General features: G+C 71.0%; 18 protein-coding genes and 1 rRNA gene (1 of these 19 only partly in view). 11 read left to right on the forward strand and 8 right to left on the reverse strand.

Annotated features, from left to right (window positions below):
* Nucleotides 1-24: 24 nt before the first annotated feature.
* On the reverse strand, nt 25-726 hold the full coding sequence (locus tag BAY60_RS10635; protein ID WP_112280861.1) for a FadR/GntR family transcriptional regulator: 702 nt from the start codon (nt 724-726) through the stop codon (nt 25-27).
* 125 nt (nt 727-851) lie between these two features.
* On the opposite strand from BAY60_RS10635, the gene BAY60_RS10640 reads away from it, so the two are divergent.
* Genes BAY60_RS10640 through BAY60_RS10660 form a run of 5 tightly spaced genes read left to right on the forward strand, consistent with a single transcriptional unit; the run spans nt 852 to nt 6,330 of the window.
* Nucleotides 852-2,273 carry a gamma-aminobutyraldehyde dehydrogenase gene (locus BAY60_RS10640; protein WP_112280556.1) on the forward strand — a complete coding sequence of 474 codons (1,422 nt, stop codon included), beginning with the start codon at nt 852-854 and terminating at the stop codon, nt 2,271-2,273.
* Nucleotides 2,274-2,288: 15 nt separating this feature from the next.
* Nucleotides 2,289-3,392: an ABC transporter ATP-binding protein gene (locus BAY60_RS10645; RefSeq protein ID WP_112280557.1), complete on the forward strand. Its 1,104-nt coding sequence runs from the start codon at nt 2,289-2,291 to the stop codon at nt 3,390-3,392.
* A gap of 13 nt (nt 3,393-3,405) precedes the next feature.
* Entirely contained in the window at nt 3,406-4,626 is a 1,221-nt protein-coding gene (locus BAY60_RS10650; RefSeq protein WP_112280558.1) for an ABC transporter substrate-binding protein, read from the forward strand.
* A 4-nt stretch (nt 4,627-4,630) separates the two neighbouring features.
* The gene (locus BAY60_RS10655) at nt 4,631-5,515 is read left to right on the forward strand and encodes an ABC transporter permease (RefSeq protein ID WP_170160348.1); all 885 of its coding nucleotides are present in this window, start codon (nt 4,631-4,633) and stop codon (nt 5,513-5,515) included.
* 8 nt (nt 5,516-5,523) lie between these two features.
* Nucleotides 5,524-6,330, forward strand: a complete 807-nt coding sequence (locus BAY60_RS10660; RefSeq protein WP_112280559.1) for an ABC transporter permease — start codon at nt 5,524-5,526, stop codon at nt 6,328-6,330.
* 19 nt (nt 6,331-6,349) lie between these two features.
* On the opposite strand, the gene pip is transcribed toward BAY60_RS10660, so the two are convergent.
* Both pip and panB read right to left on the reverse strand, forming a co-directional pair.
* Nucleotides 6,350-7,309, reverse strand: a complete 960-nt coding sequence (pip, locus tag BAY60_RS10665; RefSeq protein WP_112280863.1) for a prolyl aminopeptidase — start codon at nt 7,307-7,309, stop codon at nt 6,350-6,352.
* A gap of 19 nt (nt 7,310-7,328) precedes the next feature.
* Complete coding sequence (gene panB, locus BAY60_RS10670; protein WP_112280560.1) at nt 7,329-8,207, reverse strand: 3-methyl-2-oxobutanoate hydroxymethyltransferase; 879 nt, start codon at nt 8,205-8,207, stop codon at nt 7,329-7,331.
* Nucleotides 8,208-8,390: 183 nt separating this feature from the next.
* On the opposite strand from panB, the gene BAY60_RS10675 reads away from it, so the two are divergent.
* Nucleotides 8,391-9,125, forward strand: a complete 735-nt coding sequence (locus BAY60_RS10675) for a DUF998 domain-containing protein (RefSeq protein WP_112280561.1) — start codon at nt 8,391-8,393, stop codon at nt 9,123-9,125.
* Nucleotides 9,094-9,672, forward strand: coding sequence for a DinB family protein (locus BAY60_RS10680; protein WP_112280562.1), 579 nt, complete (start codon nt 9,094-9,096; stop codon nt 9,670-9,672). The genes BAY60_RS10675 and BAY60_RS10680 overlap by 32 nt, the downstream gene beginning before the upstream one ends.
* 12 nt (nt 9,673-9,684) lie before the next feature.
* Here BAY60_RS10680 and BAY60_RS10685 read toward each other — a convergent pair whose 3' ends face one another.
* The 3 genes from BAY60_RS10685 to secA2 all read right to left on the reverse strand — a co-directional run bounded on the left by BAY60_RS10685 (nt 9,685) and on the right by secA2 (nt 14,529).
* Nucleotides 9,685-10,227, reverse strand: coding sequence for a methylated-DNA--[protein]-cysteine S-methyltransferase (locus BAY60_RS10685; RefSeq protein WP_211330220.1), 543 nt, complete (start codon nt 10,225-10,227; stop codon nt 9,685-9,687).
* A 109-nt stretch (nt 10,228-10,336) separates the two neighbouring features.
* Entirely contained in the window at nt 10,337-12,061 is a 1,725-nt protein-coding gene (locus tag BAY60_RS10690; protein ID WP_112280564.1) for an NAD+ synthase, read from the reverse strand.
* A 143-nt stretch (nt 12,062-12,204) separates the two neighbouring features.
* Nucleotides 12,205-14,529: an accessory Sec system translocase SecA2 gene (gene secA2, locus BAY60_RS10695; RefSeq protein ID WP_112280565.1), complete on the reverse strand. Its 2,325-nt coding sequence runs from the start codon at nt 14,527-14,529 to the stop codon at nt 12,205-12,207.
* Between the two features lie 40 nt (nt 14,530-14,569).
* Between secA2 and BAY60_RS10700 the strand changes: the two genes are divergently transcribed.
* A complete protein-coding gene (locus tag BAY60_RS10700; protein WP_245992393.1) occupies nt 14,570-16,138 on the forward strand; it encodes an alpha/beta hydrolase in 1,569 nt (522 codons plus the stop codon).
* 6 nt (nt 16,139-16,144) lie between these two features.
* Here the strand turns inward: BAY60_RS10700 and BAY60_RS10705 are convergent, their stop codons facing one another.
* The gene (locus BAY60_RS10705; RefSeq protein WP_112280566.1) at nt 16,145-16,846 is read right to left on the reverse strand and encodes an LppX_LprAFG lipoprotein; all 702 of its coding nucleotides are present in this window, start codon (nt 16,844-16,846) and stop codon (nt 16,145-16,147) included.
* A 9-nt stretch (nt 16,847-16,855) separates the two neighbouring features.
* Complete coding sequence (locus BAY60_RS10710; RefSeq protein WP_112280567.1) at nt 16,856-17,836, reverse strand: GlxA family transcriptional regulator; 981 nt, start codon at nt 17,834-17,836, stop codon at nt 16,856-16,858.
* Between the two features lie 70 nt (nt 17,837-17,906).
* Between BAY60_RS10710 and BAY60_RS10715 the strand changes: the two genes are divergently transcribed.
* The 3 genes from BAY60_RS10715 to BAY60_RS10725 all read left to right on the forward strand — a co-directional run.
* Nucleotides 17,907-19,193: an MFS transporter gene (locus BAY60_RS10715; RefSeq protein WP_245992394.1), complete on the forward strand. Its 1,287-nt coding sequence runs from the start codon at nt 17,907-17,909 to the stop codon at nt 19,191-19,193.
* A 28-nt stretch (nt 19,194-19,221) separates the two neighbouring features.
* Entirely contained in the window at nt 19,222-20,565 is a 1,344-nt protein-coding gene (gene glnA, locus BAY60_RS10720) for a type I glutamate--ammonia ligase (RefSeq protein ID WP_112280569.1), read from the forward strand.
* Nucleotides 20,566-20,920: 355 nt separating this feature from the next.
* Nucleotides 20,921-21,152: ribosomal RNA gene (locus tag BAY60_RS10725) — 16S ribosomal RNA — on the forward strand (it continues 1,294 nt past the right edge of the window).

Consider the following 21,152-nt stretch of genomic DNA (forward strand, 5'->3'; position numbering starts at 1 on the left):
TGTCGGCTGGGGGCAGCTTAGAGGTCATGGCTCCAAAAGGCCTAGGTGCAGCTCGGCCAAGCGGTCGATCGCGGCCAAGATGTGCTCTTCGGTGAGCCTGCGGGCCCGCTCGGCGTCGGCGTCGGCGATGGCGTCGGTGATGGCCCGGTGCTCGTCGCGGGCCTGCTCGGCGTGCTCGCCCGTGTGCAGCCACAGCAGCGCGCCCAGCTCGCCCTGCAGCTGCACCTCCTGCTGGGTCAGCCGGGGCGACTGCGCGGCGGCGGCCACCTCCAGGTGGAAGTGGCGCTCGGCCCGGGAGGCCTCCGCGCCGGTGGCGCCCCGCAGGTCGTCGGTGGCCAGCTCCAGCCGCTCGACGTCCTCGGCGGAGCTGCGCTCGGCGGCCAGCTTCGCCGCCGCGCCCGCCACGGCGAGGTAGTGGTCGCCGACGTCGCGCAGGTCCGTCAGCGACAGTCCCCGGAGCCGTTCGCGCAGCGAGGCCGCCTGCCCGTCCTTGGGTGCGCGGACGAAGCTGCCGCCCGTGCGCCCGCGCCGGGTCTCCACGAGGCCCTGCTGCCGCAGCGCCATCAGTGCCTCCCGGACGGTCACCGTGGAGACGCCGAACTGCCCGGCGAGCTCGGCCTCGCTGGGCAACTGCTCCTCGTCGGCGAGCAGTCCCAGCGTGATGGCGTCGACCAGTCGTTTGGTCACCGCCTCGACCCTGCCCGTCTGATCCAGCGGGGCGAACATCGCCGTCCGCGCGCTGAGCGAGATCCGTTCCGGCATGCGTCCCCTCGGTTCCTCCGCGACCCGATGGAGCCAATCTTGCCTCAAAGTCTTGTCATATTACATATGGACTTATATGTTTCGTCGCCATGCGACAGCTCAGACACTTCATCGGCGGCGAGTACGTCGACGGCGCCGGTGACGCGGGCGCGGACATCATCGACCCGGTCACCGGGCAGCCCTACTGCACGGCGCCCGTCGCCGGGCCCGAGGACGTCGACCGGGCCCTGCGGACGGCGGCCACCGCGTTCGAGACGTGGCGGCACACCACGCCCGCCGAGCGGCAGCTCGCGCTGTTGCGCCTCGCCGACGCCATGGAGGCGCGCGCCGAGGAGCTCGTGCGGGTCGAGTCGGCCGACACCGGCAAGCCGCTCGCGCTCACCGCCGCCGAAGAGCTGCCGATGATGACCGACCAGGTGCGCTTCTTCGCCGGTGCGGCCCGCGTGCTCGAGGGCAAGGCCGCCGCCGAGTACCTGGCCGGGCACACGTCGTTCGTCCGCAGGGAGCCGGTGGGCGTCTGCGCCCAGGTGACGCCCTGGAACTACCCGCTGCTGATGGCCATCTGGAAGATCGCGCCCGCGCTCGCCGCCGGCAACACGGTCGTGCTCAAGCCCTCCGACACCACCCCGGCGTCGACCCTGCTGCTCGCCGAGATCGCCGCCGAGTTCCTCCCGCCCGGGGTGCTCAACGTCGTGTGCGGCGACCGCGGCACCGGCAGGGCACTCGTCGAGCACCCGATCCCCGCGATGGTGTCGATCACCGGGTCCGTGCGCGCGGGCACCGAGGTGGCCGGTTCGGCGGCCGCCGACCTCAAACGCGTGCACCTGGAGCTGGGCGGCAAGGCGCCCGTGCTGGTCTTCGCCGACGCCGACCTCGACGCCGCCGCCGAGGCCATCGCCGCCGCCGGGTACTTCAACGCGGGTCAGGACTGCACCGCCGCCACCCGCGTGCTCGTCCAGGACGCCGCCCACGACGACTTCGTCGCCGCGCTCACCCGCCAGGCGCGGGACACCCGCACCGGCGCCCCGTCCGACACCGGCGTGGCCTACGGCCCGCTCAACAACGCGGGCCAGCTCGCCAAGGTCACCGGCCTGCTCGACCGGCTGCCCGCGCACGCCGGCGTCCACACGGGAGGACGGCGCCAGGGCGAGACCGGCTACTTCTTCGAGCCCACGGTCGTCTCCGGCGTGCGGCAGGACGACGAGGTGTCGCAGGAGGAGATCTTCGGCCCGGTGATCACCGTGCAGCGCTTCGGCTCCGACGACGAGGCGCTGGCCGTCGCCAACGGCGTGCGCTACGGCCTCGCGTCCTCGGTGTGGACCGCCGACCACGCCCGGGCGATGCGGTTCGCGGCCGGGCTCGACTTCGGCTGCGTGTGGATCAACACCCACATCCCGCTGGTCGCCGAGATGCCGCACGGCGGGTTCAAGAAGTCGGGCTACGGCAAGGACCTCTCCCTGTACGGGCTCGAGGACTACACCCGCGTCAAGCACGTCATGACGGCGCTGTGAAGGAAGGGGCCCGACATGTCACCGAACCAGGCGCCGTCCGCCGTGTCCGCCGCGCCGGTCTCCGGCGCCGCCGGAGCGCCGGAGCCGCTGCCCGCCGTGCGGCTGCGGGAGCTGCGCAAGACCTTCGGCACCGTCACCGCCGTCGACGGCATCGACCTCGACATCGCGCAGGGTGAGTTCTTCGCCATGCTCGGCCCCTCCGGCTCCGGCAAGACCACGGTGCTGCGCATGATCGCCGGCTTCGAGCTGCCCACCAGCGGCACCGTCGAGCTGGCCGGCAGCGACGTCAGCAGGCTCGCGCCGTTCCAGCGCGACGTCAACACGGTGTTCCAGGACTACGCGCTGTTCCCGCACATGAGCGTGCAGGCCAACGTCGAGTACGGGCTGCGGGTCAAGCGGGTGCCGAAGGCCCAGCGCGCCGAACGGGCCAGGGAGGCGCTGCGCACCGTGCGGCTGGAGGACTTCGCCCAGCGCAGGCCCGCCCAGCTCTCCGGCGGGCAGCGGCAGCGCGTCGCGCTCGCCAGGGCACTGGTCAACCGGCCCAAGGTGCTGCTGCTCGACGAACCGCTCGGCGCGCTCGACCTCAAGCTGCGCCAGGCCATGCAGGTGGAACTCAAGCAGATCCAGCGCGAGGTCGGCATCACGTTCGTGTTCGTCACCCACGACCAGGACGAGGCGCTGACGATGAGTGACCGCATCGCGGTGTTCGACCAGGGGCGCATCGAGCAGGTCGGCACACCGGTCGAGGTCTACGAGCGCCCGGCCAGCGCGTTCGTCGCCGGGTTCGTCGGCACGTCGAACCTGCTCGGCGGCCGCGGCGCCGAGGCCGTGCTCGGCAGGAGCGGCGTCTACAGCATCCGGCCGGAGAAGATCCGCGTCGACACCGACCTCGCGGCCCCGGCAGGGACGGACGAGGTCAGCGCAACCGGCACCGTCACCGACGTCGTCTACGCCGGGGCCACGGTGCGCTACGAGGTCGCCCTCGACGTGGGCGGCCAGCTCGCCGCGGTGCGGCAGAACGAGGGCAGCCCGGCGTTCGAGCTCGCCGGCAGCAGGGTCCGGCTGGTGTGGCGCTCCGAGCACAGCTTCCGCGTGCCCGACGCCAGTGACCACAGGTAAGGAGAAAGATCAGATGAGGAAACGCAAGTCCGTCATCCTGCTGTTCGCGGGCTTACTGTGCGCAGGCACCACCGTGGCGTGCGGTACCAGCGGCGGCGACTCGGCGTCCGGCTCCGGCTCGGGATCCGGCGGTGGCACCTTCACCCCGCCCGACCTGCCCGCCCTGCAGAAGCTGGGCGAGCCGGAGGGCCAGCTCAACATCCTGGCGTGGCCGGGCTACGCCGAGGACGGCTCCAACGACCCGAACGTGGACTGGGTGACGCCGTTCGAGAAGGAGACCGGCTGCCAGGTCAACGTCAAGCCGTTCGGCACCTCCGACGAGGCCGTGAACCTGATGAAGACCGGCCAGTACGACGTCGTCTCCGCCTCCGGCGACGCGTCGCTGCGGCTCATCGCGGCCGGGGACGTCGAGCCGGTGAACACCGACCTGATCCCGAACTACGCCGACGTCTACGACTTCCTCAAGAACAAGTCGTGGAACAGCGTCGACGGCACCTCCTACGGCGTTCCGCACGGCTGGGGCGCCAACGTGCTGGCCTACCGCACCGACAAGGTCAAGCCGGCGCCCGACTCGTGGTCGGCCGTGTTCGACGAGGACTCCCCGTACAAGGGCAAGATCACGGCCTACGACTCGCCGATCTACATCGCCGACGCCGCGCTGTACCTCATGAAGCACCAGCCCGACCTGGGCATCAAGAACCCGTACGCGCTCGACGACAAGCAGTTCAAGGCCGCCGTGGACCTGCTCAAGAAGCAGCGCCCGATGGTCAGCGAGTACTGGTCGGACTACCTCAAGGAGAGCCAGGCCTTCAAGAACGGCGACGCCGTGGTGGGCACCGCGTGGCAGGTGACGGTGAACCTGACCGCGGGGGAGGGGGCGCCGGTGTCGTCGGTGCTGCCGTCCGAGGGTGCCACCGGCTGGTCGGACACCTGGATGGTGTCGGCGAAGTCGGAGCGCAAGACCTGTGCCTACAAGTGGCTCAACCACATCGTCAGCCCGGAGGCCAACGCCGCCGTGGCCGAGTACTTCGGCGAGGCGCCCGCCAACCCGAAGGCGTGCGAGCTGACCTCCGACGCCAAGCACTGCGACAACTACCACGCCGGTGACGCCGAGTACGCCTCCCGGATCTGGTACTGGACCACACCGATCGAGCAGTGCGTCGACGGCCGCACCGACGTGAAATGCACCGACTACGGCCAGTGGACCCGCGCCTGGACCGAGATCAAGGGCTGAGCACATGACGACGACCGCGAGCGCGCCGCGACACGGCGTGTCGAGCTTCTTCCACCGCAATCCGAGGCTGCGTCTCACGGCGCTGCTCTCGGCGCCGATGCTGTGGCTCGGGCTGGCCTATCTCGGCGCGCTCGCGGCCCTCTTCGTCACCGCCTTCTGGCACACCGACACCTTCACCGGCCAGGTGGTGCGGGACTGGACGCTGGACAACTTCCGCACCCTCGTCACCGACGAGGTCTACCGCACCATCACGCTGCGCACGCTCGGCATCGCCGCACTGGTGACGGTGATCGATGCCGTGATCGCGTTCCCCATGGCCTTCGCGATGGCCAAGTTCTGCTCCCCGCGCACCCAGCGCATCCTCGTGATCGCGGTGATGACGCCGCTGTGGGCCAGCTACCTGGTGAAGGCCTACTCATGGCGGATCATGCTCTCCGGCGACGGCGTGATCTCGTGGCTGGGAACGCCGTTCGGTGTGGACAGTCCGGGCTACGGCGTGTTCGCCACCGTGCTCACGCTCTCGTACCTGTGGCTGCCGTACATGATCCTGCCGATCTACGCCGGGCTGGAACGGCTGCCGGAGTCGCTTGTGGACGCCTCGGGTGACCTCGGGGCGCGCCCGTGGCGGACGTTTCGCTCGGTGATCCTGCCGCTGACGTTCCCCGCCATCGTGGCGGGCTCGATCTTCACGTTCTCGCTGTCGCTGGGTGACTACATCGCCGTGCGCATCGTCGGCGGCACGAGCCAGATGCTCGGCAACGTCGTCTACGACAACATCGGCGCCGCCAACAACCTGCCCTTCGCCGCGACGGTCGCCACGGTGCCGGTGGTGATCATGCTGGTCTACCTCGCCGCCGTGCGCCGCACGGGCGCGCTGAACAACCTCTAGGAATCGCCGTGAACGTCTCCCGGACCACCCGCTACGTCCTGTTCGGCGCACTCGGCCTCGGGCTCGCCGTGATCTACTTCCCGCTGCTGGTCGTGCTGCTCAACTCCGTCAACGCCGACACCACCTTCGGCTGGCCCCCGACGCGGTTCACGCTGGAGTGGTGGAGCCGCGCCGTCACCAACGAGGGCGCGCTGAGCGCGCTGTGGACGAGCGTGCAGGTGGGGCTCGCGGCCACGGTGATCGCCCTGGTGCTGGGCACGATGGCGGCCTTCGCGTTGCAGCGCTACCGCTTCTTCGGGCGCGACCAGGTGTCGCTGCTGATCATCCTGCCGATCGCGCTGCCCGGCATCGTCACCGGCATCGCGCTGAACAACGCCTTCCGCACGGTGTTCGGCATCGAGCTCGGCATGCTGACGGTGATCGTCGCGCACGCCACCTTCTGCATCGTCGTGGTGTTCAACAACGTCATCGCGCGGCTGCGCAGGCTCGGCGGGAACCTGGAGGAGGCGTCGATGGACCTGGGCGCCGACGGCGTCACGACCTTCCGGCTCGTGACGTTTCCCATGCTGCGCTCGGCGCTGCTGGCCGGTGGGCTCCTGGCGTTCGCGCTGTCGTTCGACGAGATCATCGTGACCACGTTCACGCTCGGCGCGGGGCTGGAGACGCTGCCGATCTGGATCCTCAACAACCTGTTCCGGCCGAACCAGGCGCCGGTGGTCAACGTCGTCGCTGCGGTGCTGATCCTGGTCTCGACCGTGCCGGTGTACCTGGCGCAGCGGCTTTCCGGCGACACCGCCAGCGGCGGGCGGCTCTAGCTCTGGCCCGGCTGCCGGGCTAGCGTCCCGCGAACGCGTCGGTGGCCGCCCGCAGGGCGGCGAGCATGCCCGGGTCGGTGACGGCGTGGCCCGCGCCCTCGAGCACGGTCAGCTCCGAGCCCGGCCACGCCTGGTGCAGCTCGTAGGCGGTCGCCGGGGGACACACCAGGTCGTAGCGGCCCTGCACGATCCGCCCCGGGATCCCGGCGAGCTTGCCCGCCTCCGTGATGAGCCTGCCCTCCTCCAGCCACGCGCCATGGGTGAAGTAGTGCAGGGCGATGCGGGCGAACGGCACCGCGAACCGGGGCGTGCCGTAGCCCGCGCGGTAGCCCTCCTGCGGGACCACGGAGACGATCGCGCCCTCCCACGCGCTCCACGCCACGGCGGCCCGCTGCCGGACGCCGGGATCGGGATGCTCGACCAGCCGCTGGTAGGCGCCGAGCAGGTCGTGCCGTTCGTCCTCGGGCACCGGTGCGAGGTAGCGGGCCCACTCCTCGGGGAAGAGGTGACCGGCACCGTTCTGATACAGCCAGTCGAGTTCGCGCCTGCGGGCGGTGAACACCCCGCGCAGCACGAGCCCGCTGACCCGTCCGGGATGCGTCTCGGCATAGGCGAGGGCCAGTGTGGCGCCCCAGGAGCCACCGAGCAGCAGCCAGCGCTCGATGCCCAGGTGTTCGCGCAGCCGTTCCAGGTCGGCGACGAGATGCCAGGTGGTGTTGACCGCGAGGTCGGCGGCGGGATCGCTCACGTGCGGGATGCTGCGTCCCGCGCCGCGCTGGTCGAACAGCACGATCCGGTACGCCGCGGGATCGAACAGCCGCCGCGTGAGCGGGGCGCTGCCACTGCCCGGACCGCCGTGCAGCACCACCGCCGGCGTGCCGTCCGGGTTGCCGCTGCACTCCCAGTACAGGCGGTTGCCGTCGCCGACGTCGAGCATGCCGTGCTCGTGCGGGGCGAGCGGCGGATACAACTCCGGCATCGCGGCCAACGCCACCCGCTCAGTGGAAGGCGTGCTCGGGGGCCGGGAACTCGCCACGGCGCACCTCGTCGGCGAAGGCCTGCGCGGCGCCGGAAAGGATCCCGGCCAGGTCGGCGTAGCGTTTCACGAACCGCGGCGCCCTGCCCCGGCGCAGGCCCGCCATGTCCTGCCACACCAGCACCTGCGCGTCACAGTCGGACCCGGCGCCGATGCCGATGGTCGGGATGCGCAGCTCGTGGGTGACGCGCTTGGCGACCTCGGCGGGCACCATCTCCATCACCACCGAGAACGCGCCCGCCTCCTGCAGCGCCAGCGCGTCGGCGAGCAGCTCCTCGCCCGCCTTGCCCCGGCCCTGCACGCGGTAGCCGCCGAGGTTGTGCTCGCTCTGCGGGGTGAACCCGATGTGGCCCATCACCGGCACACCCGCCGAGGTCAGCGCCTCGACGTGCGGCGCGAACCTGCGCCCGCCCTCGAGCTTCACGGCGTGCGCCCTGCCCTCCTTGAGGAAGCGCACCGACGTCTCCAGCGCCTGCTGCGGCGAGAGCTGGTAGGAGCCGAACGGCAGGTCGGCGACGACGAGAGCGCGTTTGGCCGAGCGCGTGACGGCGCGCACCAGCGGCAGCAGCTCGTCGACCGACACCGGCAGCGACGTGTCGTAGCCGAAGACGTTGTTGGCCGCCGAGTCCCCGACGAGCAGCACCGGGATCCCGGCTTCGTCGAACAGTTCCGCCGTGTACATGTCGTAGGCGGTGAGCATGGGCCATGGCTCGCCGCGGTCCTTGAGCTCCTGCAGATGGTGGATGCGGACCTTCTTGCGCGGCGCGGCTTCCTGCGCCGAAGGGCCGGAACCGTAGGGAGCGACCGTCTCGCTCGCGTGGTCACGATCTGGCGTAGACATCGTCGTCGACCGTCCTTCCCTCGAGGCCTGCCTCAGGTCCCCGGGTCGTGGATCGTTGCACCACACAGCGTTGCACCGGCCGTGCCCGGTGCCCAGCCGCCTGCGATGAGGTTCACACGGCCGCGCATCTCACGTGAAGAATCTTCAGTTCCTGTTTGTGGTCGGCCGTGATAAGTACTTCGCATGCCGTCGGTCCTGCACCGCCCGACCGCGCTCGCGGCGGTTCGCCGGACCGCCGTCGCGCTGCTGGTCGCCGGTGTGCTCGCCCACCTCGCGTGGCTGCTCGAGTACGTGCTCGACACCGGGCTGTCGCCGCTGCACGCGGCGCCGGCCGCGCTCGGCGCGCAGGGCGTGCCGCACGGCACCCTGTTCCGGACGGCCGAGATCGTCGCGGGTGCGGCGTTCGTGCTCGCGAGTCCGCCACTGCTGCGGCTGGCCCCTGTGCACCGCAACGCCAGGGTGACCGTGGCCACCGTGTGCGTGTTCGGTGTCCTGCTGATCCTGCACGGCGCCATCCCGCCGGACTGTCCCGGTGCGGCCGGTGCCGCCTGCGCGGCCACGCGGGCGCACCACGCGGTGTCGCTGGCCCTCAACGTCGTGTACCTGGCCGGTCCCGGTGGCCTGCTGGTGTGGTGGACCGGCGGCTGGCGGTTCGCCGCGGCGGTGGTGCTGGCGGTGGAGGTGCTGGCGTGGGCGGCGATCGTGCTGCTGACCGCGTTCGGCGGCGAGTTCGTCGGCGTGGCCATGCGGGTCCAGCTGGGCGGGGCCGCGGCGATCCTCGTCACCGGCATCGCCTACTTGGTCACGGTCGGGCGGGAGGGCGGGCCGAGGTGGGAGGATGCTGGCCAGTCGACGCCTGAGCACGTCCGTACTGGGAGGTCCCTGCATGCCAGGAATGATCGGTCCGGTCGCCGATGAGCGGGAGGGCCTGCTCGGGTACCTGGCGCAGCAACGTTACGTGCTGTGCCTCGCCGCGTACGGGCTCACCGACGAGCAGGCGCGCGCCACGCCCACGGTGAGCGCGCTGAGCGTCGGCGGCGTCATCAAGCACGTGGCCAGCACCGAGCGGGCGTGGATGAACACCGTGCTCGGTCGTGGACCGGGGCGAGGTGGCGCAGACTTCCGGCTGCGGCCGGGGGAGACCCTGGAAGAGGTGATCTCCGAGTACGAGCGGGTCGCCACGGACACCGAGGAGATCGTCGCCGGGATCGACGACCTCGGCAGGCCCGTGCCGGTGCCGAGGAACGTGCCCTGGTTTCCGGACGACGTGCAGGCGTGGTCGGTGCGCTGGGTGCTGCTGCACCTGATCGAGGAGACCGCGCGGCACGCGGGGCATGCCGACATCCTGCGCGAGAGCATCGACGGCGCCACGGCGTTCCCGCTCATGGCGGCGGCCGAGGGCTGGCCGGAATCGCCGTGGATGAAGCCGTGGCGGGTGCCGCGCGGGCGGTTGGCTTCGCGCTGACGCCGGGTGCGTTCAGACGTCGAACAGTGCGGGCGGCTCCAGGTAGCAGCCCTCGATCTCCAGCATGCGGCGCTTGGTCGCGGTGCCGCCGCGGGCGGAGAAGCCGCCGGGTTTGCCGCCCGCGGCGAGGATGCGGTGACACGGCACGATCGGCGCGAACGGGTTGCTGCCGAGGGCCTGGCCCACGGCCCGCGCGGAGCCGGGGTCGCCGAGGCGGGTGGCGACCTCGCCGTAGGTCATCGTGGAGCCCGGCGGGATGGTTCTGGCCAGCTCGTAGACGCGGCGATGGAACGGCGGCACCCGGCTGAGGTCGAGCGCCACGGCGGACAGGTCCGGGTCCTCGCCGCGCAGCAGGGCCGTGACGCCCTCGATCGCCCGCCGTGCGAGCGCGCTGGGCTCCCGCTCGACCGCGTCCGGGAACGCCGCCCGCAGCCGTGCACGGGTCCGTTCCGGATCACCCTCCGGCAACTGGCTGCCGACGACGGCGTCCTCGCTCCACGCGATGCCACAGTGCCCGATCGCCGTCTCGAACACCGCGAACCCCACTGCCACCACACCCGGCACGCTACGCCCCCACCCCGACAAAACCGCCCCCGGACGGGAGCAAGGGACCTTTACTCTCGTTTGGCGGGAGTAAAGGTCCCTTGCTCCCGTCCGGCGGGCCTCAGTGGGTCTCGCGCCAGGCGTTGGTCATCGGCAGCCTGCGATCGCGGCCGAACGCCTTGAAGGTGATCTTCGTACCCGGCGGGTACTGCCTGCGCTTGTACTCGGCCTTGTCCACCATGCGCACGACGCGGTCGATCACGCCGGCGTCGAACCCGGCGGCCAGCAGGTCCGCGAACCCCCGGTCGCCCTCCACGTAGTCGTCGAGAATGTCGTCGAGCAGCGGGTAGTCGGGCAGCGAGTCGGTGTCGACCTGGCCGGGCCGCAGCTCGGCCGACGGCGGCTTCGTGATCGAGTTCTCCGGGATCGGCGGCGTCTCGCCCCGCTTCTCGGCCTCGGCGTTACGCCACCGCGCCAGCGCCCACACGTGCGTCTTGAACACGTCCTTGATCGGCGCGAACCCACCCACGGCGTCGCCGTAGATCGTCGAGTACCCCACGGCGAGCTCCGTCTTGTTGCCGGTGGCCAGAACGAGGTGACCCTCCAGGTTCGACAGCGCCATCAGCAGCATGCCGCGCACGCGCGCCTGGATGTTCTCCTCCGCGAGCCCGGTCCCCGCCAGCCCCAGCTGGTCGACGTACACACCGACCATGTCGGCCACCTCCTCCACCCGGAAGTGGCAGCCGAGCCTGCGGGCCAGCTCGGCGGCGTCCGAGCGCGAGTGCTCGGAGGAGTACACCGACGGCATGGCCACACCGTGCACCGCGTCCGGGCCCAGCGCGTCCACCGCGAGCGCCGCGGTGACGGCGGAGTCGATCCCGCCGGAGAAGCCGAAAATCACCGAGCGGAAGCCGTTCTTGCGCACGTAGTCGCGCAGGCCCACCACCAGCGCCGACCACACCTCCGCCTCGTCGGAGAGCGGTTCGCTGATCGCGGGCTCGGCAGTCGGCTCGTAGGCCGGGACCGGGTCCGCGCCGAGCACCCTGCGGCGCACCCGCAGGCCGGCGAAACTGCCCTCGGCGGTGTATCCGCCCGACGGCAGGTCGAGGTCGGTCACCAGCAGGTGCTGGACGAACTGCGGCGCGCGGCTCAGCAGCGCGCCGTCGGCCGCCACGACTATCGAGTCGCCGTCGAACACGAGGTCGTCCTGGCCACCGACCTGGTTGGTGTAGACGATCGGCGCGCGGGCCTCGGCCGCGCGGCCGGACACCAGCGGCAGCCGCACGTCGTCCTTCGACCGTTCGTAGGGCGAGGCGTTCGGCGACACCACCAGATCCACCCCGGCCTCGGCGAGCGCGGCCACCGGGCCGCCGTCCTGCCAGAGGTCCTCGCAGATCACCATGCCGATGTCGAGGCCGTGCAGGCGCACGATCTCGAGCTCCTGTCCCGGCTTGAAGTTGCGCCGCTCGTCGAACACCCCGTAGTTGGGCAGGTGGTGCTTGAACTGCCGGGCCACCACCTCGCCGCGGTGCAGCGCGGCCGCCGCGTTGCGCGGGCCCACGTCGTCCTGGTCCAGGTAGCCGACGTAGACGAGCTGCTCGCCGCAGCCCGCGTCGTCCAGCTGCCGGGCGAGCGTGCCGAGCTGCGCGCGTGAGGCGTCGGCGAAGGTCTTGCGCAGGGCGAGGTCCTCCACCGGATACCCGGTGAGCGACATCTCGGGGAAGACGGTCACGTGTGCGCCGGCCTCGGCTGCCTTGCGGGTCCACTCGACGATCAGGCCGGCGTTTCCGGTCAGGTCGCCGACGGTCGGGTTCACCTGGGCGAGTGCGATGCGCAGTTGCGGCATGGCCTCATTCTCACCCACACCCCGCCCCCGCGGCGCTGTGTCGGCTCCCACCCATCCCGGCGCCGTAGGGAGCAAGGGACCTTTACTCCCACAAAACGAGAGTAAAGGTCCCTTGCTCCCACAGCGGCGAGAAGAAACGCGAGTCAGGTTCGCTTCTTGCGGAGCATGCCGCGCACCTTCTTGAGGGCCTGCTCGGCGTCGGAGTCGAACGGGTTGTCCTGCACCAGGTAGGTCCACGTCGACGTCGGCCTGCGCACCCCGGCTGCGGCCAGGTCCACGCCGTCCTCGGTCACCGAGGCCTCCGTCAGCGTCTTCGCCGAGCGCTTCAGGGCCTCGGCGCGGATCTTGTGGAACTCCGGAATCGCCGCCCGGTGGAACTCGTCCAGCGGCTGCTCCTTGGCCAGTGCCCGCAGATGGATCGTCTCCCGCACGTTGCCCAGGTAGCCCAGATGGTCGGCCCACAGCTGGTCCAGGTGGTAGAGCAGGATCTCCCGGCACACCCGCGTGAGCGTCTCCTCGCCGACCGACTCGGCCAGCTCCTCGCACCGGCCGGGCTGTTCCTCGGCGAGCAGCGTCCGCGCCAGATCCGTGCGGAGCACCTCGTCGCGGTGTTCCAGCAGCTCCGCGCGCTGGTGCTCGATCAGCCGCGTGTAGCGCCACGTGTTGCGGTGGATCTCCAGGTCGACGCCCTCGGCGACGCGCTGGGCGTGGTTGATCTGCCGGTGCGCGGCCGGGTCGGTGATCTCGCCGGTCTCCGGGTCCGCCTCGATGCCCTCGGGCACGTCCGGCGCGTTGGCCAGCACCAGCTCGTCGTTGAGGCTCGCGAAGAACACCGAGCTGCCCGGGTCGCCCTGCCTGCCCGCACGCCCGCGGAGCTGGTCGTCCAGCCTGCTGCTCGGATACCGCGCGGTGCCGATGACGTGCAGCCCGCCCAGCTCCGCCACCCGCTCCCGGTCCGCACCGTCCGCGCCGCCGAGCCGGATGTCCGTGCCCCGGCCCGCCATCTGCGTCGACACCGTGATCGCGTCGTAGGTGCCCGCCTCGGCGATGATCGCGGCCTCCTCCGCGTCGTTGCGCGCGTTGAGCACCACGCACGGCAGGTCCGCCTTGGCGAGCTTCTCGGCCAGCTCCTCCGACTCCGCCACGTCCTGCGTGCCGACGAGGATGGGCCGTCCGTTCTCGTGCACCGTGCGGATCTCCTCGACGATCGCCCGCAGCTTGCGCCCTGGCGTGGAGAAGATGCGGTCGGGCCTGTCCTGCCGGATGTTCGGGGTGTTCGGCGGGATGACCGCCACCTCGAGCTTGTAGAACTCGCGCAGCTGCTCGGCCACCGCCACCGCGGTGCCCGTCATGCCCGCCACCTGCGGGTAGCGCGCGATCAGCGCCTGCACCGTGATCGAGTCCAGAATCTCGCCGCGCTCCGAAGGCGGCAGCTGCTCCTTCGCCTCCACGGCTGCCTGCAGTCCGTCCGGCCACCGCTGCAGCTCGGCGACGCGACCCCGCGAGGCGTTGATCAGCTGCACCTTGCCGTCGCGCACCAGGTAGTCCACGTCGCGGGTCAGCAGCGCATGCGCGTGCAGCGCCACGTTGACCGCGGCGAGCCGGTCCGCGCCGTCGTCGCCGTAGAGGTCGACGCCGCCGAGCGCCTTCTCCACCACCGACGCACCCGCCGACGTCAGCCACGCGTTGCGCCCGTCGGGGTCGGTCTCGTAGTGCAGCCCCAGCCGCAGCCGCCGCACGATGGTGGCGACCTCCTCATCGGCGATGCCCGCATCCACCGAGCCCGCCATCACCAGTGGCACCCGCGCCTCGTCCACGAGCACCGAGTCGGCCTCGTCGACGATCGCCACCTCCGGCTCCGGCTGCGCCAGGTCCTCCACCCGCGTGACCAGCCGGTCGCGCAGCACGTCGAAGCCGATCTCGCTCACCGCGCCGTAGCAGACCTCGGCCGCGTAGGCGTCCTTGCGCTGCGCGGCGCCCAGCGCGGGCTCGACCCAGCCGACGGACACGCCCAGCAGGTCGTACACCGGCCGCATCCACTCGGCGTCGCGGCGCGCCAGGTAGTCGTTGACGGAGATGACGTGGACCCGCTTGCCCTGCAGCGCGTAGCCTGCCGCGGCCAGTGCGCCCGCCAGCGTCTTGCCCTCACCGGTGGCCATCTGCACGACGTGCGCGGACAGCAATCCCATCGTGCCCAGCAGCTGCACGTCGAACGCCCGCTCGCCGAGCGCCCGCCGGGCCGCCTCGCGGCCGAGCGCGCACAGCTCGACGTACTGTTCGGTGCCGAAGGCCTCCGTCTCGCGAAGCCGGGCCGCCGCGTCCGTGAGCTCGGCATCGGAGAGCTTCTCCAGCTCGGCTTCCCGCTCGCCGATCGCGGGAAGCAACGCCTCGTAGCGGGTCAGCTCGACGCTCGCCGGGCGCTGGATGATTCTGCGCAGCCGTCTGCCCACCCGGCTCATCAACGCCACCGGTGGCCTCCCGTTCCCATCTCGATGGCACGATCGACACGTGCCTGCTCTTGAACGCTACCTGTCCCTCGCCGCGTGTGTCCTTGTCGCGGCGGGGTTGACCGCGTGCTCCTCCGGCCAGGAGCCTGCCGGGCCGGCCGGGCCGGTGCCGCAGGGGCTCGAGCGGTTCTACGGCCAGTCGCTCGACTGGAGCGACTGCGGTTCCTTCGCGACATCGGCTGCGGCGGAGTCGGTGTTTCAGGGCGACGGTCTGGAGTGCGCGCGGCTGACCGTGCCGCTCGACTACTCCGAGCCCGGCGGCACCACGATCACGCTGGGGGTGCTGCGCAAGCAGGCGAGCGAGCCGGGTGACCGCATCGGCTCCCTCGTCATGAACCCCGGCGGGCCCGGCGCCTCCGGTATGACCGCCGCGGCCCAGATGGCGGGCAGCGTGGGCGGCAGCGAGCTGGCGAAACGGTTCGACCTCGTCGGCTTCGACCCGCGCGGCATCGGTGCCAGCCAGCCGCAGGTGCGCTGCCTGACGCCGCGGGAACGCGATGCCGACCGCGCCGAGGACACCGAGGTCGACGGCACCCGGCAGGGCGTCGCCGAGCAGGAGCGGCAGGAGAGGAAGTTCGCCGCGAAGTGCGAGCAGCGCACGGAGCACGGCGACGACATGCTGGCCCACCTCGGCACCCGCGACGTCGCCAAGGACCTCGACGTGCTGCGCTCGGTGCTGGGCGACGAGAAGCTGACGTTCCTGGGCTACTCCTACGGCACACGCATCGGCTACACCTACGCCGAGGAGTTCCCGCGCAACGTCAGGGCGATGATCCTCGACGGCGCGGTGGACCCCGGGCAGGACATTGTGGATGCGCTGGTGGCCCAGGGCGAGGGCTTCGGCAAGGCCTTCCGCGAGTTCGCGTCGTGGTGCGCGCAGCGTCAGGACTGCGCTCTCGGCAACGACCCGGCAGATGCCACGCGGGCCTATCAGCAGCTCGTGCGCCCGCTGATCGACAACCCGGTGCCCGTGGGCGACGGGCGCGGGCTCTCCTACGAGGACGCCACCACCGGCACCATCCAGGCGCTCTACAGCGAGCAGTTCTGGCAGCCGCTCAACACCGGCCTCAACGAGCTGCGCCAGGGTCAGGGCCGGACGCTGATGGCGCTGGCCGACCAGTACAACGCGCGCGACGCCCAGGGCGAGTACGACACCACCCAGGACGCCTTCGTGGCCATCCGCTGCGTCGACGACCCGAGGGTGACCGACAGGCAGCGGCTTCGCGACGCCCAGCGCCGCTACGCCGAGGTGGCACCGTTCCTCGACCCGGGGACCCCGCCGTCGTCGGCCCGCGACGCGTGCGCGTTCTGGCCGGTGCCGAACACCTCCGAGCCGCATCTGCCGGACGTCGAGGGCCTGCCGCCGACGCTGGTCATCTCCACCACCAACGACCCGGCGACCCCGTACCAGGCGGGGGTGAACCTGGCGAAGGCGCTGGAGGGCAGGCTGCTGACCGTGGAGGGCAACCAGCACACGGCGTACCTGGTGCTGGGCAACTCCTGCGTCGACGAGGCAGGTACCGCCTATCTCGTCGACGGGACACTGCCCGAGGAGGGCACCCGCTGCTGAGCGCGGTCAGTCCCGCACCGGCGTGGCGCTCACCGGCCGGTTGTGGTCGGTCAGGGCGAGCTCGAGCATCACGGCGCCCTGGTTCTTCTGCTGCGGCGGGACCTGCAGCCACAGGCGCAGCAGGGTGCGCTGCGCACCCGCGCCAACCCAGAACTTGACGTCGACGTCGTCGTGCACGCCGGGAATCACCGAGGACACGACGTCCCGGGACAGCTGCCCGGCGACGCGGTAGGCGGGGACGTCGTGGAGTTCCTCCCGCGTCTCGGTGCGCACGTTCCGCGCGTGGGCCAGCAGCTGGTACAGACCACGCTCGGGGTCGAGCAGCCGGGCGGGGCTGAACTGCTCGGCCACCTCGCGCTGGGTGTCCCTGCCCTCGGGGTCGGTGAGCCGCACCCGGTCGCCGGAGAGCAGGAAGTCGTACTGCACGCGGTCGGTGTGCTCCTGGACGTCGGCTTCGCCGCGCGCGTAGCCGTACCGCCCGCCGTCGCGGCTGGCCACTCCGGACACCGTGCGGATGGACAGGCCGGGCAGGGCGCCGTTCGCCTTGGCCTCGAAGCGCACGGTGTGCAGGTCCCGCAGCGTGGCTGCGGAGGCGTCGAGGAGAGCCTTGCCTTCGGGCATCGGCCCCGTGGCGTCGGGCGACGACGCGCAACCGCCGAGCAGGCCGAGGATGACGACGAGAAGCAGGGCGGTCCGGCGGAACACCATGTGGCTACGTTAGCGGGACGCCGGCCGCCGCGAGGAAAAGGTGCGCCGGTAGGCCAGCGGTGAGACGCCGATCGCGGCGTTCAGGTGCTGGCGCAGCGACGCGGCGGTGCCGAGCCCGCATTCGGCGGCGACGCGGTCCACCGGCAGGTCGGTGGATTCCAGCAGGTGGCGGGCGTGCAGCACCCGCTGGCGCGTGAGCCAGGTGTGCGGAGGTAGCCCGGTCTCGTCCCGGAAGCGCCTGCTGAACGTGCGCAGGCTCATCCGGGCGTGGGCGGCGAGGGTGGCCAGATCGAGCGGCTCGCCGAGGTGTTCCAGCGCCCAGGCTCGGGTGGCGGCCGTGCTGCCGTCGGCGGTGTGCGTGAGCGGCCGGTCGATGAACTGCGACTGCCCGCCGTCCCGCCACGGCGGCACGACGCAGTAGCGGGCCGCGGTGTTGGCCACCTCGCTGCCGTGGTCGTTGCGCACGACGTGCAGGCACAGGTCGACGCCCGCGGCGAGCCCGGCGGAGGTGAGCACGTCGCCGTCGTCGACGAACAGCACGTTCTCGTCGAGCCGGACGGACGGGTAGAGGGCGCGGAACCGCTCGGCATGCGCCCAGTGCGTCGTGGCGGGGCGCCCGTCGAGCAGGCCCGCCGCGCCCAGCACGAAGGCGCCGGTGCAGATGGACATGATCCGGGCGTTCGGCGGGATGCGGTCCAGCGCGGCGGCGAGGTCGCCGGGCAGCGTCCCGTTCGTGCGAGGACCGTCCACCCGGGTGCCGGGAATGATCACCGTGTCGGCGTCGTCCAGCGCCTCCGGCCCGTGGTCGAGCACGGCCGTGTAGCCGCTGCCGCACCGGACGGGCCGGTCGTCGACCCCGCAGATCCGCACGTCGTAGAGCGGCAGCCCATCCCGCCGCGCCTCCGTGAAGATCTGCGGCGGGATCTGCATGTCGTAGCCGACGACCTCACCGATCGCCAGCACCACCACCCGGTGGACAGCGGGAGCCATGGCAGGATTCTTTCACATATTGGCATTCATGCCACTCGTGCCCGGAGGGCGCGGTGACGACGCTGTCGTGGTGACCGATGTTCGTACCCCTGCCGCCCCGGCCTCCCGGCGTGTCCATTGGGCCTGGCCGGTGGCGTTCGCCGCGTTCGTCGCGCTGGTCGGCGCCGCCGGTTTCCGTGCAGCGCCAAGCGTGCTCATCGACCCGCTGCATGCCGAGTTCGGCTGGTCGCGCGGCACCATCTCGGCCGCCGTGTCGATCAACCTGCTGCTCTACGGCTTCATCTCGCCCTTCGCCGCCGCGCTGATGGAGCGGCTGGGAATGCGCCGGGTCGTCGCAGGCGCCCTCGTGCTGGTGTCCGCGGGCAGCGGGCTCACGGTGTTCATGACGGCGAGCTGGCAGTTGCTGCTGTGCTGGGGCGTGCTCGTCGGCACGGGCACCGGGTCGATGGCGCTGGCGTTCGTCGCCACCGTCACCAGCCGGTGGTTCGTGCGGCACCGCGGCCTCGTGAGTGGCGTGCTGACGGCGGCGGGCGCGGCCGGGCAGCTCGTGTTCCTGCCGGTGGTCGCGAACGTGGCCACCGACCACGGCTGGCGTCCGGCCTCGCTGGCCGTGTCCGGCGCGGCACTCGTGGTGGTTCCGGTCGTACTGCTCCTGCTGCGCGACCGCCCCAGCGACGTGGGCACCACGGCCTACGGTGCCGCGCCCGGCGCGGTCGAGGAGGCCGCGGCCCGCACCGGCAGCAGTGCCGCGCGGGCGCTGTCGGTGCTCTCCGGCGCCGTGCGCACACCGACGTTCTGGCTGCTGGCGGGCGGGTTCGCGATCTGCGGCGCTTCGACCAACGGGCTCATCGGCACGCATTTCGTTCCCGCGGCGCACGACCACGGGATGCCGCACACCACCGCCGCGGGCCTGCTCGCGCTGGTGGGGATCTTCGACGTCGCGGGCACGATCGCCTCGGGCTGGCTGACCGACCGGGTCGATCCCCGCAAGCTGCTCGGCGCCTACTACACGCTGCGCGGCGCGTCGCTGCTCGTGCTGCCGCAGCTCTTCGCGGCCACCACCGAGCCGCCGATGTGGGCCTTCATCGTCTTCTACGGGCTCGACTGGGTGGCGACGGTGCCACCCACGGTCGCGCTGTGCCGGGAACGGTTCGGCCTCACGGGGCCCATCGTGTTCGGCTGGGTGTTCGCCTCGCACCAGGTGGGGGCGGCGCTGGCCGCGTTCGGCGCCGGGTTCACGCGCGACCAGCTCGGCGCCTACGACCTCGCGTGGTACGTGGCCGGCGGGCTGTGCGCGATCGCGGCGGTGCTGTCCCTGCGCATTCGCCCGAACGAGGAGACGGCCCCGAAACATTGAGTTAACACGGCGCGCATAGGGTCGCGGCATGGATCGCCAGCAGGAGTTCGTGCTGCGCACGCTGGAGGAACGCGACATCCGTTTCGTGCGGCTCTGGTTCACCGACGTGCTGGGTTTTCTCAAGTCGGTCGCCATCGCGCCCGCGGAGCTGGAGGGCGCCTTCAGCGAGGGCATCGGCTTCGACGGCTCGGCCATCGAGGGTTTCGCGCGGGTCTACGAGTCGGACATGGTCGCCAAGCCCGACCCGGCCACCTTCCAGGTGCTGCCGTGGGAGACGCCGGAGGGCGGGCACTACTCGGCGCGGATGTTCTGCGACATCGCGATGCCCGACGGCTCGCCGTCGTGGGCCGATCCGCGGCACGTGCTGCGCAGGCAGCTCTCGAAGGCCGGCGAGGCCGGGTTCACCTGCTACGTCCACCCGGAGATCGAGTTCTTCCTGCTCGCGGACCTGCCGGAGGACGGCAGCGAGCCCGAGCCCGCCGACAACGGCGGCTACTTCGACCAGGCCAGCCACGCGACGGCCACGCACTTCCGCCGGCACGCCATCGAGGCGCTCGAGGCCATGGGGATCTCGGTGGAGTTCAGCCACCACGAGGGCGCGCCCGGCCAGCAGGAGATCGACCTGCGCTACGCCGACGCCCTGACGATGGCCGACAACGTGATGACGTTCCGGTACGTCGTCAAGGAGGTCGCACTCATGCAGGGCGTGCGGGCGACCTTCATGCCGAAGCCGTTCACCCAGCAACCGGGCTCGGGCATGCACACGCACGTGTCACTGTTCGAAGGCGACCGCAACGCCTTCTACAGCCCGGAGGACCCGTACGAGCTGTCGGAGACGGGCAAGGCGTTCGTCGCCGGCCTGCTGCACCACGCCAGGGAGATCTCGGCGGTGACCAACCAGTGGGTCAACTCGTACAAACGCCTGATCCGGGGCGGGGAGGCGCCGACGACGGTGTCGTGGGGCCGCGCCAACCGCTCTGCCCTGGTGCGGGTGCCGATGTACTCGCCGGGCAAGGCGTCGTCGCGCCGGGTGGAGATCCGCACGCCCGACTCGGCGTGCAACCCGTATCTCGCCTACTCGGTGATCCTCGCCGCCGGGCTCAAGGGCGTGGAGAAGGGCTACGAGCTCCCGCCCGCCGCCGAGGACAACATCTGGACGCTGTCCGACGCCGAGCGCAAGGCGGCCGGGTACCAGGAGCTGCCGCAGAACCTCGGCGAGGCGCTGACCGAGATGGAACGCTCCGAGCTCCTGCCCGAAGCGCTCGGCGAGCACGTGTTCGACTTCTTCCTGCGCAACAAGCGGGTGGAGTGGGACAGCTACCGCAGCGCTGTCACCCCGTACGAGCTGCGGACGCTCCTTCCGGTGCTGTAGGCCCGTTGACCTGGGGTTTCTCGTAAAGGGACCCCCCTCGTTCCGGCCCGTTCCACGACGTGTAATCTTCTCTTTGTCGCCAGGAACGGCCGGGGCGAGCGGGTTGACACCGCGAACCGCACCGGGTAACGTGACTGGTCGGCCCTGAAGTGGGGCACAACCTCCGAGTGAAGTCTTCTGACTACGATCATGGGGTCGTGCCGCTTCGGGCCAAAAATTTGAGACGACATTTGCGTGTTGTTTGAGAACTCAACAGTGTGCTTGTGAGCTTGATAGTTTGGTAGCTTGTTTTTGTGACCCCTTTTTTTGTGGGTTTCTTTGAGGCTATTTTTGTAGCTGGGTCTTTCTCAAGTTATTGTTGGAGAGTTTGATCCTGGCTCAGGACGAACGCTGGCGGCGTGCTTAACACATGCAAGTCGAACGCTGAAGCCCTTTCGGGGGTGGATGAGTGGCGAACGGGTGAGTAACACGTGGGTAATCTGCCCTGTACTCTGGGATAAGCCTGGGAAACTGGGTCTAATACTGGATAGGACCGCGCTTCGCATGGGGTGTGGTGGAAAGCTTTTCGGAGCGGTATGGGATGGGCC

This window comes from Prauserella muralis, from assembly GCF_003202285.1.
Taxonomy (GTDB): Bacteria; Actinomycetota; Actinomycetes; order Mycobacteriales; family Pseudonocardiaceae; genus Prauserella_B; species Prauserella_B muralis.

Coding starts and splice junctions, on each gene's coding strand:
- BAY60_RS10635 (WP_112280861.1), bottom strand. CDS start 726: ATGTTCGCCCCGCTGGATCAGACGGGCAGGGTCGAGGCGGTGACCAAA.
- BAY60_RS10640 (WP_112280556.1), top strand. CDS start 852: ATGCGACAGCTCAGACACTTCATCGGCGGCGAGTACGTCGACGGCGCC.
- BAY60_RS10645 (WP_112280557.1), top strand. CDS start 2,289: ATGTCACCGAACCAGGCGCCGTCCGCCGTGTCCGCCGCGCCGGTCTCC.
- BAY60_RS10650 (WP_112280558.1), top strand. CDS start 3,406: ATGAGGAAACGCAAGTCCGTCATCCTGCTGTTCGCGGGCTTACTGTGC.
- BAY60_RS10655 (WP_170160348.1), top strand. CDS start 4,631: ATGACGACGACCGCGAGCGCGCCGCGACACGGCGTGTCGAGCTTCTTC.
- pip (WP_112280863.1), bottom strand. CDS start 7,309: ATGCCGGAGTTGTATCCGCCGCTCGCCCCGCACGAGCACGGCATGCTC.
- panB (WP_112280560.1), bottom strand. CDS start 8,207: ATGTCTACGCCAGATCGTGACCACGCGAGCGAGACGGTCGCTCCCTAC.
- BAY60_RS10675 (WP_112280561.1), top strand. CDS start 8,391: ATGCCGTCGGTCCTGCACCGCCCGACCGCGCTCGCGGCGGTTCGCCGG.
- BAY60_RS10680 (WP_112280562.1), top strand. CDS start 9,094: ATGCCAGGAATGATCGGTCCGGTCGCCGATGAGCGGGAGGGCCTGCTC.
- BAY60_RS10690 (WP_112280564.1), bottom strand. CDS start 12,061: ATGCCGCAACTGCGCATCGCACTCGCCCAGGTGAACCCGACCGTCGGC.
- BAY60_RS10705 (WP_112280566.1), bottom strand. CDS start 16,846: ATGGTGTTCCGCCGGACCGCCCTGCTTCTCGTCGTCATCCTCGGCCTG.
- BAY60_RS10710 (WP_112280567.1), bottom strand. CDS start 17,836: ATGGCTCCCGCTGTCCACCGGGTGGTGGTGCTGGCGATCGGTGAGGTC.
- glnA (WP_112280569.1), top strand. CDS start 19,222: ATGGATCGCCAGCAGGAGTTCGTGCTGCGCACGCTGGAGGAACGCGAC.